Origin of the sequence: Pseudomonas sp. 22082, assembly GCF_052046055.1 — a bacterium.
Lineage (GTDB): Bacteria > Pseudomonadota > Gammaproteobacteria > Pseudomonadales > Pseudomonadaceae > Aquipseudomonas > Aquipseudomonas pharyngis.
In genome coordinates this window covers 27848-41867 of sequence record NZ_JBQEQB010000001.1, presented here as the reverse complement: position 1 = coordinate 41867, position 14020 = coordinate 27848, and the positions used below count along the sequence as shown (strand labels likewise).

Sequence of the window (14020 nt, the reverse complement as noted above, 5' to 3'; positions counted from 1 at the left end):
GGCATCACAGTGGCGCTTTTGTAAGCCACTGTATCTACGGCCCCTCTAGCCATACAAGCATGCACAGCGCCGGGTTGGCGAAACCGCCGGGATACATCCGCCGCGCAGCCTTGGACCTGGTTTCAACGTCCTTCGACGTTGAGTGAAAGCAACGTGACGTCCGCGCTCCTGCCACCCGAAAGGCAGCAGGACCGGTCGTCCCGATGACAGGGCAGAACATTATGAAAGCAGTGGTTATCCAGGCCTTTGGCGGGCCCGAAGTGTTGACGGTGCAGGACATTCAACTGGCAGAACCGGGGCCCGGACAAGTCCTGGTCAAGGTCATGGCGGCGGGTATCAATTTCATGGACACCGGTGCCCGACGCGGGCTCGGCGCTGCCTGGGAGCTACCGCTGACGCTGGGTGCAGAAGGCGCCGGCGTCGTCCTGGCCAGTGGCCCGCAGGTGACGGAATTCGCTGTCGGTGACCGCGTGGCCTGGCATTACGTACCGGGCAGCTACGCCGAACAGGTGATCGCCCCGGTCAGCCAGTTGGTGCCGCTGCCGGACGATATCGACTTCGCCACCGCCGCCAGCCTGATGATGCAGGGCCTGACCGCCAGCAATCTGGTGGACAAGGTGCATGCGATCCAGCCGGGCGACGTAGCCTTGGTGCATGCGGCGGCCGGGGGCGTGGGGCTGATGCTGACCCAGTTGATCAAGCTGCTGGGCGGCAAGGTCATTGGCCGGGTGTCTCATGCCGACAAGGTCGAGGCGGTGCTCGCGGCGGGGGCGGACTATGTGGTGATCGGGCGAGCGCAAAACATTGCCGCCCAGGTCATGCGTCTGACCGACGGGCAGCGGGTGAATGTGGTGTACGACGGCACGGGCGCGGAGGGGTTTGCCGACTCGCTGGAGCTGCTGGATTATTTCGGCACCCTGGCCTTGTACGGACCGTTCATGAACCCGACCCCGCCGATCGATATCTTCAGCATGCCGCGCAGCATCAAGCTGACGTATCCCTCGGTCATGCACTACGTGCGCAACCGCGAGGTGCTGCTGGAAAAATCCCGGCAACTGTTCGCGTGGGTCAGTGCCGGCAAACTGAAAGCCGTGATCGGCAAGCGTTATTCACTGGATGATGCGCAACAGGCCCATCGCGATATCGAGTCGCGCAACACGACGGGCAAGCTGATCATCGTCCCTTGACGCCACGCCAGATCAGCAGGACCGCCAACACCTGGCTACCGGCGAAAAACGTGAACAGGTGTTGTGCGGTCCATCCGGCATCCAACAGAAACCCGGCGACCACCGGCGAAATGATTGCCCCCAGACGCCCCGTCGCCAGCACCACGCCAACGCCGGTCGTACGGACCGACGTGCAGAACGCTTGAGGGGCCAGAACATACAGAGCCGCGACTGCACCATTGAGCATCAGCCCCAGCGTGACCGCCACGAGTGTCGCCAGACCGGAGACGCGAGTAGCCGGCAGCATCAATGGCAACAGAGCGACGTTGAGCAGCAGGAAACCCGACAACAATCGTCGGCAGCCGAAACGATTGGCTGCCAGTCCCAGCAGCAGGGCACCGAGCATGCCACCCAGCGCCAACAGCATCCCGATCCGGGCGCCTTGTTGGTCGGTAAAGCCATTGTCGACCAACAGGGCCGGGGTCCAGCTCATCACGAAGTAAAAGCAGAACATCAACAGAAAGAGTGCCAGTGCCAGCGATAGAGTCTGTTGCCACTGACCGGGCGAAAACGGCCGGTTAGCGATGTCCGGCGACAGTGGAGAAATAGGCGCGCGGTGTTCAAGTGCCAGAAATGACGGCGATTCTCGCAGCCAGAAGACACCGACCAACGCCGCCGCCAGCGTGATGCAACCCCCGGCCAGAAAGACATACCGCCAGCCCATCAAATCATTGAGTACATGCGCCAGCACACCGCCCAGACTGGCACCCATGGCGAAGGCGAGGGATTGCAGGGCGATGGCCAGGTTGCGTCGCTGCGGGCTGGCGTGTTCGAACGTCAGCACGTTCGCCCCCACCAGCACCGCCCCCGTGCCGATACCGGTCAGCAGTCGCAAAAGCATCAACACGTGATGATCCGGGCTCCAGAACGACAGCAACATGCTCAGGCCGCTGAGCAGCAGGCCAGCGAGCAATAAAGGCCTGCGCCCGAAGCGGTCGGCCCTGGGCGCGGCCAGCAGCGAACCGAGCGCCATCCCGACCAGGCTTGCGCTCAACAACAGGCCCAGTTGCGCGCCGCTCAACGCCCATTCGGCCGCAACCCGGCTGGCGGTGAAGGCCATGGCCATCACGTCGAGTCCGTCAATCACGTTGAACAGCATGCACAGCCCGATCACCCACCACGGCGAAGTGGTCGATGGCGTACTGCTCAGGCGTTCGAGCGCTGTTTCCCCACGCATCCGCAATCCTTGTTCAGGTCTGTCATTCAATTGGGCCGTTTCCCCGCCGCATTCTGCCCGTTAACCGCTGCTGAGTTCGAGCGCGTTTTTGCGCGCCGGGCCAACGCGTCATACCAAGGTATCGACCGACACCATCGTGTAATCGCCCCGGTGCCAGCGCAGTGGTCTGATCCGATTGGCGATGCCTTTCGAATAATGACTACAAGGAGATCCATCATGGTTGCGGTTTCGTCCGGTCTTACCTGGCGCCATTGCCTGGCGTCATCCATCAGGGGCGGCGTGCTCGGCCTTGCCGTACTCGCGGGCAGCAGCGGCGTCTGGGCCGCGACCCCGGCAGCGGATCCGGCGCAAGCCATTCGCCCGTACACCATCCATGTGGACGAAGCGAAATTGAGCGACCTGCGCAAACGCATCGCCGACACTCGCTGGCCGGACAAGGAAACGGTCGGCGACGTGTCCCAGGGAGTGCAACTGGCGCAGGTCCAGGCGTTGGTGAAGTATTGGGGCGACGGCTATGACTGGCGCAAGGCTGAAGCGAAGCTCAACGCCTTGCCGGAGTTTGTGACCACCATCGACGGCGTCGACATCCAGTTCATCCACGTGCGCTCGCGCAATCCCAATGCGATGCCGCTGATCCTCACCCACGGCTGGCCGGGTTCGCAGTTCGAATTCCTCAAGACCATCGGCCCGCTGACCGATCCCGTGGCCTATGGCGGCAAGGTCGAGGACTCGTTCGATGTGGTGATCCCGTCGATTCCCGGCCATGGTTTCTCCGGCAAACCGACCGAGCTCGGCTGGGGCCCTGACCGGGTGGCGAAGGCCTGGGATGTGTTGATGAAACGTCTGGGCTACAGCCATTACGTGTCCCAGGGCGGCGATCACGGCTCGGTGATTTCCGATGCGCTGGGTCGCCTGGCGCCGCCCGGTTTGTTGGGCATCCACCTGAACATGCCGGCCACCGTGCCGCCGGAACTGGTCAAGCCGATCAACAGCGGCGACCCGGCCCCGGCGGGGCTGACCGCGCCGGAGGTGACGGCCTTCAACTCGCTCAGCCAGTTCTTCGGTCGCAACGCCGCTTATGGCGCAATGATGGTAACCCGGCCGCAGACCATCGGTTATCTGCTGGCCGACTCGCCTGCCGGCACGGCAGCGTGGATGTATGAAAAATTCGCCGCGTGGACCGACAGCGACGGTCAGCCCGAGAAAGTCCTGAGCCGCGATGAAATGCTCGATGACATCAGCTTGTATTGGCTGACCGACAGCGGGGCGTCGTCCTCCCGTTTCTATTGGGAGAACAACAACAATAACTTCAGCGCCGCCGCGCAGAAGACTGCCGACATCAAGGTGCCGGTGGCGATCACCGTGTTCCCCCACGAAATCTACCGGGCGCCGAAAGTCTGGTCGCAGCGCGCCTATCCGTCGCTGGCCTACTTCAGTGAAGTCAGCAAGGGCGGTCACTTCGCGGCATGGGAGCAACCGCAACTGTTCAGCGAAGAACTGCGCGAAGCCTTCCGGCCACTGCGCGCCGCCGCGCAGAAAACCGCTGCGCAGGCAGCCCGCTAGCCCTTCAATCCGCAAGCCCTTCAATCCAAAGCCCGGAACCGCCGCCCGGCGGTTCACGAGGGAGATCCGGCATGACTGACTCTAACGCTGTAACCCCATCCCGGCGCGTGCTCGCCGGTTCGATCCTGGCGCTTGCGCTGGGCATCGCTTCGGCATACGCCAGCGCCGCCGAAGTGCCCGCCGGCAAGATTGACGCCATTACCGCCGGCACGAATGTTTCGTTCGGCGCGCTGAAACACGTCAAGGCCGGACTGCTGGACGTGTCCTACGCCGAAGTCGGTCCGGCCGACGGTCCGGTGGTCATCCTGCTGCACGGCTGGCCCTACGACATTCACAGCTACACCGACGTCGCCCCGGCGCTGGCGCAGAAGGGCTATCGGGTGCTGATCCCCTACGCGCGCGGTTATGGCGACACGCGTTTCCTGTCCGCCAAAACCGTGCGCAACGGCCAGCCGGCGGCGCTGGCCAAAGACCTGATCGACTTCATGGACGCCCTGAAGATCAAACAGGCCGTGCTTGGCGGCTATGACTGGGGCGCGCGCACCGCCGACATCGTTGCAGCGCTCTGGCCCGAGCGGGTGAAAGCGCTGGTGGCGGTGAGCGGTTACCTGATCGGCAGCCAGGAGGCGGGCAAGACGCCGCTGCCGCCGGCGGCGGAGTTGCAGTGGTGGTATCAGTTCTACTTTGCGACCGAGCGTGGCCGTCTGGGCTATGAAAAGAACACCCACGACTTCGCCAAACTGATCTGGCAGCTGGCCTCGCCGAAGTGGACCTTCGACGACGCGACTTACGAGCGCAGCGCCGCCGCGTTGCAGAATCCGGATCACGTCGCCGTATCGATCTTCAACTACCGCTGGCGCCTGGGGCTGATCAAAGGGGAAGCGCAATACGATTCGCTGGAGAAAAAACTCGCGGCATTCCCCTCGATCAGCGTGCCGACCATCACTCTGGAGGGCGACGCCAATGGTGCGCCGCACCCACCGGCCGAGGCCTACGCCAAACGCTTTATCGGCAAGTACGAGTACCGGCTGATCAGCGGCGGCATCGGCCACAACCTGCCGCAGGAAGCGCCGCAAGCGTTCGCCCAGGCGGTGATCGATGCCGATCATCTCTGATTGCCGGCCGAAGGGGATCCGACCATGAAATTCAACCATTGGGCCGTGTTGCCAGCGGCCATTGCGCTCGCGGCACTGGCGGCCACCGGTGTCGCGTTGGGCGAGGCCGATGACGGCGACGCCTCGCCGATCTACGGCGTGAAGCTGCCGAAAAACTATCGTCAGTGGGCGCTGATTGCCCCGGCCCAGGAAGCCGCGCCGCTGGATGAACTGCGCGCAGTGCTGGGCAATGACCGGGCGATCAAGGCTTACCAGAGCAAGACGCTGCCGTTTCCCGACGGCACCGTGCTGGTGAAGCTGGCGTGGAAACACGTGCAGTCGCCGGAGTTCGAGCCGGCCTCGATTCCGGGAGCGGCCACCACCGTTCAGGTGATGGTCAAGGACTCGCGCAAATACGCCTCGACCGGTGGCTGGGGATTCGGCCGTTTCATTAACGGCAAACCCGCCGACGAAGCCCAGCACCAGACCTGCTTTGCCTGCCATCAGGCGCGGGTGCAGAACCACGATTTTGTCTTCACTCGATACGCTCCCTGAATCCGTCATACGAGGAACATCCAGATGAAAAAAACACTGATTGCACTGAGCATCGCTGCGGGCCTGTGCCTGGGTGCCAATGCCTTCGCCCAAACCGCCAAACCCACGGTGGTGCTGGTGCACGGCGCATTTGCCGACGCGTCGAGCTGGAACGGCGTTACGAAGATCCTCGAGAAGGATGGCTACACGGTGATCGCCGCCGCCAATCCGCTGCGCGGCGTCAAGAGCGATGGCGCAGCGGTATCGGCGTTGCTCAGCAGCATCCAGTCGCCGGTGGTGCTGGTCGGTCACTCCTATGGCGGCAACGTCATCAGTGATGCGGCCAACGATCATGCCAATGTCAAAGCGCTGGTCTACGTCAGCGCCTTTGCCCCCGAGGCCGGTGAAACCGTTGCCGGGCTGGCCGGCAAGTTTCCCGGCAGCACCCTCGGACCAACGCTGGCACCACCCGTTGCGCTGGCCGACGGCGGCAAGGACCTGTACATCCAGCAGAGCAAGTTCCACGACCAGTTCGCCGCCGATGTCCCGGCTGCACAAGCGGCGCTGATGGCGGCTACTCAACGTCCGGTCACCGAAGCGGCGCTGAACGAGCAGGCCGGAACGCCGGCCTGGAAGCACATTCCGTCGTGGTACATCTACGGCGACAAGGACAAGAACATCCCGCCCCAGGCGATGGCGTTCATGGCCAAGCGTGCGGATGCCAAGGCGGTTGAGGTGGTCAAGGGCGCGTCGCACGTGGTGATGGTGTCGAACCCGGCACCGGTGGCCCGGCTGATTGAAAAAGCCGCGGCGGCCAACTGAAACCCTGCGACGTGCCGAGGCGCGTCGCAGGTCTGTCACCCCCCGCTCAGGCAACGGACACCTGCGGCGAAGTTGCCGGTGCCAGTCTGAGCAGGGGGGTGATGCCGAGCATCAACAGCAGTACCGCGAACAGCAAGGTGTACGCCGGGCCATAGTGTCCGGTGTATTCGCGCAGGGCACCGAACAGCAGCGGCCCGAGCGCGGCGATCAGGTAACCGATGAACAACATGAACACCGTCCACAATCCGGCCTGTTCGCTGGTGCGGGCGTGATCCAGCGGCAAGGTCATGGCCACGGTAAAGCCCATGCCCAGCCCGATGGCCGCGAGCACCACATACAGCATCGGCCAGTACGCCGGCAGGAACGCCATGCCGCCCACCCCGAGCAGGGCCAGCAACGCCGACCACCCGAGCAAACCGCGCCGGTCGTGGGCCTTGCCCGGAATCAGGCCCGCACCCACGCTGGCCACGGCGAACACTGCAGTAAAAATGCCCAGCAGGACGCCCGGGGAAACACTGGATGTGGCCGCTTCCACCGACGCTGGCGCCATCCAGGCGAAGAGGGCGTAGACCACGAATTGCCCGGCCCCGAAATTCAACGCGATCAGCCAGGCCTGCGGATTGCCCCAGGGCAGGCGTTTGCTCGGGCTCGATGGCGATTTCACGGTGGGCGCCGGTGTCGCAAAACGCCGTGCCATCCACACCCAACTGGCGATGGCGGTGAGGCACAGCACGCTCCAGAACCCGGCGCTGACCCGCCAGTCCTGCGCCAGCTCGGCAATCGGTGCGCTGAGCACCGCCGCGAGGGTCGCGCCCAGACTCAAGCCGCCGGCATAGATGCCCATGAACAGCGCCGGGCGTTGCGCAAAGTGAGTCTTGATCCACGCGCCGGTCATCGCGCCGGCAACCGCAATGCCGATGCTGGCAAAGAACGTACTGCCGAGCAGGAAGAATGCATTCGGCGAGATCGCCCGCAACAAGGTCGAGGCGCCCAACAACGTCAGGGCGACCACCACACTGCGATCGATCCCGAAGCGCCTGGCCAGGCTCGGAACCACCAGCGCGAACACACCCATGCACACGTCAGGAATCGAGGTCAGCAGCGCGGCCTGGGTGTAGCTCAACTGAAAGTGCTGCTGGATCAGCAACAGAATCGGCCCCACCGAAATGATCGGCGGCCGCAGGGCGATGGACAGGATCAGCAGGCCGATCACCGCCGTGACGCTCTGCTGGTGGCCGGAGAGATTGCGGGTGATTGCCATGGGAAAGGCCTCATTGATGAACAATGAGCGCAAGGCTAACAATGGGCCGGCCATGGCAAATGCCAGGGTTTGTCGCCAAAGTGACAATCGCCGCTTTAACACGATCAAGGTCTGTTTTCAGGAGACTCCAGCGATGAAACAGGAGGTGCGCAAGATCATCGCCCAGCGTGATTCCGCGCCGCGCAGCGAACGTTATCCCGATTATCAGGACGTGCCGCGAGTGATGACCGTGCTGGTCCGCGATCAGGCCACCGGCGAATACAACGAACCGCACGTGCATCGGCACGGGCAGTTGCTGTATGCCTCGAACGGCGTGATGCGGGTAGCCACCGAGCGCGGTTTGTGGATCCTGCCGCCGAAGCGCGCGCTGTGGATTCCGCCCGGAATGATCCACGACCAGTTGATGCTCAGCGCGGTCAAGATGCGCTCGATCTACATCGAGCCGCAAGCCTGCGCAGAGCTGGGCCATCACTGCAAAGTGCTGGAGATCCCCGGACTGCTGCGTGAGTTGATTCTGGCCCTGGCCGAGCAGCCGATCGAATACCCGCAGGAAGGCCGCAACGCGCACATCGTGGCGTTGATACTCAGTGAATTGCAGGCGGCGCGGACGTTGCCGATCGAAGTGCCATGGCCGCTCGACCGGCGACTGTTGACGGTGTGCGAGGCGATTCTGCAGGACCCCGGACAAGACCATTCAATCGGCTATTGGGCAGACCGGGTCGGTGCCAGTTCGCGCACGCTGATACGTCTGTTCGTCAATGAAACCGGCCTGAATTTCCGCCACTGGCTGCAGCAGGTGCGGCTGGCGACCGCCATCGACCGGCTCGACAAGGGGCAATCCGTCGGGGTGATTGCCCGGGATCTGGGCTACGCCAGCCAGAGTGCCTTCAGTGCCATGTTCAGACGGGTGATGGGCGAATCGCCCCGTGAATTTCTCGTCCGCGATTAGCGCGTTCCGGCGATTCCGATACCTTCGTATTCTGTCGTCGAAGGGAGGCGGGTGGTATCAATGACACTGCTGTTGCAGGTGCACTGAACACCCAGCCTCGTTCCGCGAGGAACCTTCGAAGAGTGAGAATCCTGATGCTTTTATACCTATCGACCTGGTCCGAAATCGCCCAATTCCTCGAACGCAGCCGCACCATCGTCATCCCGATCGGTTCCAATGAACAGCACGGGCCGACCGGCCTGCTGGGCACCGACTGGATGTGCCCGGAAATCATCGCCCATGAAGCGCAGAAAAACGCCGACATTCTGATTGCCCCGACCTTCAACATCGGCATGGCGCAACATCACCTCGGCTTCCCCGGCACCATCTCGCTCAGGCCCTCGACGTTCATCGCCGCCATCGCCGACTGGACCCGTTCGCTGGCCGCCCATGGCTTTGAAAAGATCTTTTTCCTCAATGGCCACGGCGGCAACATCGCGTCAATCGAAGCGGCGTTTTCGGAGCTGTACGCCGAAGCGAGTTTCGCCCGATGCAAGGCCGGGTTCGCCCTGAAGCTGTGCAACTGGTGGGACCTGGAAGGGGTGAACGAGCTGGCGCGCGAGCAGTTCCCGACCGGCCACGGCATTCATGCCACGCCTTCGGAAATCGCCGTGACCCAATGGGCCTACCCCGATTCCATCAAGTCGGCCGACTACTCGCCGCAGATCGCCAATTGGGGGCCGATCCGGGAAGCGGCGGATTTCCGTGCCCGTCATCCGGACGGCCGCATGGGCTCGGACCCGGCCCAGGCTTCGCCGGAAAAGGGTCGGCAACTGGTGGAAATGGCCGCTCGCGGTCTGGTGCAGGAGGTGCAAGCCTTCAGCCGCGAATCACTACCTGACTGAGCCGTCGCCCTGACCAACGCCCGGATGTTCCGGGCGTTGCTGTTTCAACCCTTGGGAAAATCGCCATGTGGACTATCAAGCACAGCTACATCGATGGTGCGTTCGTGCCCGTTCAGGGCCGCGAAACGATCGAATGCATCAACCCGGCGACGGAGTCCGTCATCGGAACGGTCACCCTGGCCAATCGCGAGGATGCCAGGCAAGCCATCGCCGCCGCCCAGCGTGCGCAAACCACGATGGGCCGCACCTCGAAAGCCGAGCGCATCGACATGCTCAAGCGCCTGCAGGCGGCGGTGCTGGAGAGCACCGAGGAGATACGCGACACCGCCATCGAGGAATACGGCGCACCGTTGGCACGTGCGCAATGGGTCAGCCAGTACGCCTCGCAATCCTTCGTCAACGCGGCGCAGATTCTCGAAAACTACGAGCTGGTGCGGCCTGTGGGCCGTGCAAGCGTCGTGATGGAACCGGTCGGGGTGTCCGCGTTGTTCGCCCCCTGGAACAGCACCGCCGGTACGGTGTGCAGCAAACTGGCGGCGGCGATTGCCGGCGGCTGCGCCTCGGTCATCAAGCCGAGCGAACTCAGCCCGTTGCAGACCCAGGTGCTCGCGCTCGCCTTGCATCGTGCGGAACTGCCAAACGGGGTGATCAATATTGTCTCGGGCCGTGGGAGCGATGTGGGCGACGAGATCAGCACCAGCCCGCACATTGCGAAGATTTCGTTCACCGGTTCCACCGCCACCGGAAAACTCATTGCCCGCGCGGGCATCGAGACCATGAAGCGGGTGAGCCTTTCGCTCACCGGCAAGTCGGCGTCCATCGTGCTCGACGACGCGGATCTCGAAGCGGCCATCCCCATGGCCCTGAATGCCGCCTTCATGAATAACGGTCAGGCCTGTGTCGCCGGCACGCGGCTGTTGGTGCCGCGCGCGTTCTTGCCGCAGGTGATCGAGCGGGTAAGAGCCTTGGTCGACGCCATAGTGGTCGGTAATCCCCATGATCCGGCGACCGCCATCGGCCCGTTGGTCAACCAGGCGCAGTTTGATCGCGTGCAGGGTTTTATCCGGCGCGGGCTGGAGCAGGGCGCGCGATTGATCGTCGGCGGGGAGGGCCGGCCTGCCGGGCTGAGCCAGGGCTATTTCGTCAAGCCCACGGTGTTTGCCGACGTCAGCAATGACATGGACATTGCCCGGGAAGAGATCTTTGGCCCGGTGCTGTCGATCATCGCCTATGACGATGAGCAAGACGCCATCCGCCTGGCCAATGCCAGCGTCTACGGTTTGCAGGCGTATGTGTTCACCCGCGAGGCGGGACGGGGCCGACGCATCGCTGCGCGCCTGGAGGCCGGTTCGGTGTTGATCAACCGGATCGCACCGGAACTGCTGGCGCCGTTTGGCGGGGTCAAGCAGTCGGGGATCGGCAGGGAATTCGGGGTGTCGGGGCTGGAAGCGTTTCTTGAGGCGAAAAGCATCGTAGAGGACTGACCACGGCAGCAGGGCAAACAGGATCAATCCTGCTTGTCCTGCTTGCCTTGCTTACGCCATTGCGGATCAGCCCAGTGCTTCGATGGCCTGTGCAACACCCGCACCGTACGCCGGATCAGCCTGGGTGCAGTTATCGATGTGGCGTTGCCGGGTCTGGGCGCTGGCGCCATGGATCGAGCGCGCGGTGTTCTCGAACAAAACCTGTTGCTGGGCGGGCGACATGGCCCGGAACAGTGCGCCCGGTTGCGAGAAGTAGTCGTCGTCCTCGCGGTGGTTCCAGTGCCCGGCGCTGCCTTTCAGGGCCAGCGGTGGTTCGCTGAAATCCGGTTGCTCGGCCCACTCGCCATAGCTGTTGGGCTCGTAGCCGATTGTGCTGCCCGCATTCGCATCGGTGCGCATCTGGCCGTCCCGGTGATAGCTGTTGACCGGGCAGCGCGGCGCGTTCACCGGGATCTGATGATGGTTGACGCCGACGCGATAGCGCTGGGCATCGCCATAGGAGAACAGTCGGGCCTGGAGCATTTTGTCCGGTGAGAAGCTGATGCCGGGCACCACGTTGGCCGGGTTGAAGGCCGCCTGTTCGACGTCGGCGAAGTAGTTGTCCGGGTTGCGGTTGAGTTCGAGCACGCCGACTTCGATCAGCGGGTAATCCGCGTGAGGCCAGACTTTGGTCAGGTCGAACGGATTGATCGGGTAGGTCTCGGCGTCCAGCTCCGGCATCACTTGTACGTAGAGCTTCCATTGCGGGAAGTGGCCTTCCTCGATGGCGTTGTACAGGTCGCGCTGGGCACTTTCGCGGTCATCGCCGATCAGTGTCGCGGCTTGTTGATCGGTCAGGTTCTCGATGCCTTGTTGGGTTTTCCAGGTGAACTTCACCCAGAAACGTTCGTTCGCCGGGCTGATGAAACTGAAGGTGTGGCTGCCGAAACCGTGCATGTGGCGGTAGGTGCGCGGCAGGCCACGATCGCTCATGACAATCGTGACCTGATGCAGCGCTTCCGGCAGTAACGTCCAGAAATCCCAGTTGTTGCGGGCGCTGCGCATATTGGTGCGCGGGTCGCGTTTGACCGCATGGTTGAGGTCGGGGAATTTCAACGGGTCGCGCAGAAAGAACACCGGCGTGTTGTTGCCCACCAGATCCCAGTTGCCTTGTTCGGTGTAGAACTTGATGGCGAATCCACGGATATCGCGCTCGGCATCTGCCGCGCCACGCTCACCGGCCACGGTCGAGAAGCGGACGAACACATCGGTGGTCTTGCCCACGCTGGAAAACAGTCTGGCCTTGGTGAAACGGCTGATGTCGTGGGTGACGGTGAAGGTGCCAAACGCACCGGAACCCTTGGCGTGCATGCGCCGCTCCGGAATGACCTCCCGATCGAAGTGCGCCAGTTTTTCCAGCAACCATACGTCCTGCAACAGCATCGGGCCTCTGGGGCCGGCGGTCTGTACGTTGTTGTTATCAACCACGGGCGCGCCCGCGGCAGTCGTCAGCTTGTTCATGCGCAACTCCTGGCTTTTGTCGGTTTCCCGCCATCACATCAAAAGCCCCGGGCGCGATCTATTGCACCATGGTGTCGCCGGATAGTACGAAGGTGTGGTTGGAAGACGGTGCGTTCTGGTGTCGGCGGGGGACAGATCAGGCGAGGGTGATGCTGACCTTGATGTTGTTGCGCGTGGCCTTGGAGTAGGGGCAGTTCTGGTGTGCCGCGTCGATCAGTTGCTGCGCCACTTGCGGTTCGATCTCCGGCAGTGACACCGCCAGTTTCGCTTGCAGGAAGAACCCGTGCTCGCCGTGGACCAGGTCGATTTGAGCATCCACCCCGGCCATGGCCGGAAAAACGATCTTGCGCGCATTGCAGGCGTGGCGCAGTGAGCCGAGGAAACAGGCTGACCAGCACACGGCGAACAATTGCTCGGGGTTGGTTCCGGAGCCGGGCGCACCCGGGGGCGACAGCTTGAGATCCAGTCGGCCATCGTCACTGCGTCCTGTGCCCTCGCGGCCGCCTGTGGTGCAGGTATGCGCGGAGTAGAGGGTTTTTTCGATATCGATCATGGGCATTCCCTGAAAAGCATTTCACAGCGTGGAGGGCGGTTCATGTGGCCCGCGTGGGTTCATGACATTCGCGTGCAGATGCACCCGCCAGCCCGTCGGCCGTGGGCACGACTTCAGCGCCGCGATGGCCAAGATTGTTGAGCAGGGTCGAGCGGGCGATCTCGATCAGCCAGGCGCGAAACGGAAAGCTCGGGTCATGGGCGGCCTGTTCCTGATAGAGCGCCCTGAAGGCTTGCTGAACGAGGTTGCCGGTGTCTTCGCGACGGACCCGCCCGGCCTGCACCTGACCTTCGTAGAAGGCGATGAGCAACGGTGTCACCGTCGCGAACAGCTGTTGCGCCTCACCCCGGCCATGCCGGACGGCGCCCGCGACCAAGGCATACAGTTCGTCGTTGCCGAGCCGGTCTGACTCGCACAGGCAAGTGTGGCGATAACCTTCAGCCATGGTCGAATCCCTCGCAAAACCATCGTTCGACTGAGCGCGGCTGCCGAAAAGATTTGCAGGTGGGCCGGCGTTCAGCGGTGAGGTTCAAGCCTGCCTTCACAGCCGAATGACTGCCAGTTATGCGTTGTTAGCGCTTGTTAGCGCCCGTCTGTTGCAGTGCTTGAAAGGGTGGTTTTTCCGCTGGCCGATCAAGGCTCTGCGCGGGTTTTTCATGCCCTTTGCCTGGAAGAAATGGCGGGGCGGTGTACGAGCATTTTTGACATCCCTGTCTCTTTGCCATCGTCACAATGACGTAGGAAACAGCTGATATTTATTTCACCGAATTCCTACATTTTGTTTGCCTCCCTAACAAAAAACGTGGTTATTATCCGCCGGCGCTTCGGGTCACAAACCCGGCGCCAGAAGATTGCCGTGTGTCTACAGACCCGGCAGTCGCAGCCGATCGGGACCACCCTGGCGCTGTCATCCCCGCGCAGGTTGTTCCTCGTCGTTGACCCTCAAATGGAAGTCGAGGTTTCAATTGGTCAC

Annotated in this window: 13 protein-coding genes; 8 read left to right on the top strand and 5 right to left on the bottom strand. The window is 62.9% G+C overall.

Annotated elements, in window-relative coordinates; translation table 11 throughout:
- Positions 1–221 precede the first annotated feature (221 nt).
- The gene (locus ACTJK9_RS00120; protein ID WP_064595626.1) at positions 222–1187 is read left to right on the top strand and encodes a quinone oxidoreductase family protein; all 966 of its coding nucleotides are present in this window, start codon (positions 222–224) and stop codon (positions 1185–1187) included.
- On the opposite strand, the gene ACTJK9_RS00115 is transcribed toward ACTJK9_RS00120, so the two are convergent.
- Positions 1174–2403 carry an MFS transporter gene (locus ACTJK9_RS00115; RefSeq protein ID WP_440811199.1) on the bottom strand — a complete coding sequence of 410 codons (1230 nt, stop codon included), beginning with the start codon at positions 2401–2403 and terminating at the stop codon, positions 1174–1176. The genes ACTJK9_RS00120 and ACTJK9_RS00115 overlap by 14 nt on opposite strands.
- A 216-nt stretch (positions 2404–2619) precedes the next feature.
- Between ACTJK9_RS00115 and ACTJK9_RS00110 the strand changes: the two genes are divergently transcribed.
- The 4 genes from ACTJK9_RS00110 to ACTJK9_RS00095 all read left to right on the top strand — a co-directional run bounded on the left by ACTJK9_RS00110 (position 2620) and on the right by ACTJK9_RS00095 (position 6416).
- The gene (locus tag ACTJK9_RS00110; protein ID WP_221399435.1) at positions 2620–3966 is read left to right on the top strand and encodes an epoxide hydrolase family protein; all 1347 of its coding nucleotides are present in this window, start codon (positions 2620–2622) and stop codon (positions 3964–3966) included.
- Positions 3967–4037: 71 nt separating this feature from the next.
- Complete coding sequence (locus ACTJK9_RS00105) at positions 4038–5081, top strand: alpha/beta fold hydrolase (protein ID WP_440811198.1); 1044 nt, start codon at positions 4038–4040, stop codon at positions 5079–5081.
- A gap of 24 nt (positions 5082–5105) precedes the next feature.
- Complete coding sequence (locus tag ACTJK9_RS00100) at positions 5106–5615, top strand: cytochrome P460 family protein (RefSeq protein ID WP_011333683.1); 510 nt, start codon at positions 5106–5108, stop codon at positions 5613–5615.
- 24 nt (positions 5616–5639) lie between these two features.
- Positions 5640–6416 (top strand): alpha/beta fold hydrolase, encoded by a 777-nt coding sequence (locus ACTJK9_RS00095; protein ID WP_440811197.1) that lies wholly within the window; start codon positions 5640–5642, stop codon positions 6414–6416.
- Between the two features lie 46 nt (positions 6417–6462).
- Here ACTJK9_RS00095 and ACTJK9_RS00090 read toward each other — a convergent pair whose 3' ends face one another.
- Positions 6463–7677, bottom strand: a complete 1215-nt coding sequence (locus ACTJK9_RS00090; RefSeq protein ID WP_440811195.1) for an MFS transporter — start codon at positions 7675–7677, stop codon at positions 6463–6465.
- 133 nt (positions 7678–7810) lie between these two features.
- On the opposite strand from ACTJK9_RS00090, the gene ACTJK9_RS00085 reads away from it, so the two are divergent.
- From ACTJK9_RS00085 to ACTJK9_RS00075, 3 genes are all read left to right on the top strand, one after another.
- Positions 7811–8626: an AraC family transcriptional regulator gene (locus ACTJK9_RS00085; RefSeq protein WP_440811193.1), complete on the top strand. Its 816-nt coding sequence runs from the start codon at positions 7811–7813 to the stop codon at positions 8624–8626.
- A 134-nt stretch (positions 8627–8760) separates the two neighbouring features.
- The gene (locus ACTJK9_RS00080) at positions 8761–9510 is read left to right on the top strand and encodes a creatininase family protein (protein ID WP_440811192.1); all 750 of its coding nucleotides are present in this window, start codon (positions 8761–8763) and stop codon (positions 9508–9510) included.
- A gap of 65 nt (positions 9511–9575) precedes the next feature.
- The gene (locus ACTJK9_RS00075; RefSeq protein WP_440811191.1) at positions 9576–10994 is read left to right on the top strand and encodes an aldehyde dehydrogenase family protein; all 1419 of its coding nucleotides are present in this window, start codon (positions 9576–9578) and stop codon (positions 10992–10994) included.
- Positions 10995–11060: 66 nt separating this feature from the next.
- On the opposite strand, the gene ACTJK9_RS00070 is transcribed toward ACTJK9_RS00075, so the two are convergent.
- From ACTJK9_RS00070 to ACTJK9_RS00060, 3 genes are all read right to left on the bottom strand, one after another.
- Complete coding sequence (locus ACTJK9_RS00070) at positions 11061–12494, bottom strand: catalase (protein WP_440811190.1); 1434 nt, start codon at positions 12492–12494, stop codon at positions 11061–11063.
- A 136-nt stretch (positions 12495–12630) separates the two neighbouring features.
- Positions 12631–13047: an organic hydroperoxide resistance protein gene (locus ACTJK9_RS00065; RefSeq protein ID WP_085610216.1), complete on the bottom strand. Its 417-nt coding sequence runs from the start codon at positions 13045–13047 to the stop codon at positions 12631–12633.
- A gap of 40 nt (positions 13048–13087) precedes the next feature.
- A complete protein-coding gene (locus ACTJK9_RS00060; protein ID WP_221399441.1) occupies positions 13088–13492 on the bottom strand; it encodes a hypothetical protein in 405 nt (134 codons plus the stop codon).
- Positions 13493–14020 lie beyond the last annotated feature (528 nt).

Bases quoted from the DNA above. Each gene is read 5' to 3' on its own strand.
- ACTJK9_RS00120 (WP_064595626.1), top strand. From the start codon at position 222: ATGAAAGCAGTGGTTATCCAGGCCTTTGGCGGGCCCGAAGTGTTGACG.
- ACTJK9_RS00115 (WP_440811199.1), bottom strand. From the start codon at position 2,403: ATGCGTGGGGAAACAGCGCTCGAACGCCTGAGCAGTACGCCATCGACC.
- ACTJK9_RS00110 (WP_221399435.1), top strand. From the start codon at position 2,620: ATGGTTGCGGTTTCGTCCGGTCTTACCTGGCGCCATTGCCTGGCGTCA.
- ACTJK9_RS00105 (WP_440811198.1), top strand. From the start codon at position 4,038: ATGACTGACTCTAACGCTGTAACCCCATCCCGGCGCGTGCTCGCCGGT.
- ACTJK9_RS00100 (WP_011333683.1), top strand. From the start codon at position 5,106: ATGAAATTCAACCATTGGGCCGTGTTGCCAGCGGCCATTGCGCTCGCG.
- ACTJK9_RS00095 (WP_440811197.1), top strand. From the start codon at position 5,640: ATGAAAAAAACACTGATTGCACTGAGCATCGCTGCGGGCCTGTGCCTG.
- ACTJK9_RS00090 (WP_440811195.1), bottom strand. From the start codon at position 7,677: ATGGCAATCACCCGCAATCTCTCCGGCCACCAGCAGAGCGTCACGGCG.
- ACTJK9_RS00085 (WP_440811193.1), top strand. From the start codon at position 7,811: ATGAAACAGGAGGTGCGCAAGATCATCGCCCAGCGTGATTCCGCGCCG.
- ACTJK9_RS00080 (WP_440811192.1), top strand. From the start codon at position 8,761: ATGCTTTTATACCTATCGACCTGGTCCGAAATCGCCCAATTCCTCGAA.
- ACTJK9_RS00075 (WP_440811191.1), top strand. From the start codon at position 9,576: ATGTGGACTATCAAGCACAGCTACATCGATGGTGCGTTCGTGCCCGTT.
- ACTJK9_RS00070 (WP_440811190.1), bottom strand. From the start codon at position 12,494: ATGAACAAGCTGACGACTGCCGCGGGCGCGCCCGTGGTTGATAACAAC.
- ACTJK9_RS00065 (WP_085610216.1), bottom strand. From the start codon at position 13,047: ATGATCGATATCGAAAAAACCCTCTACTCCGCGCATACCTGCACCACA.
- ACTJK9_RS00060 (WP_221399441.1), bottom strand. From the start codon at position 13,492: ATGGCTGAAGGTTATCGCCACACTTGCCTGTGCGAGTCAGACCGGCTC.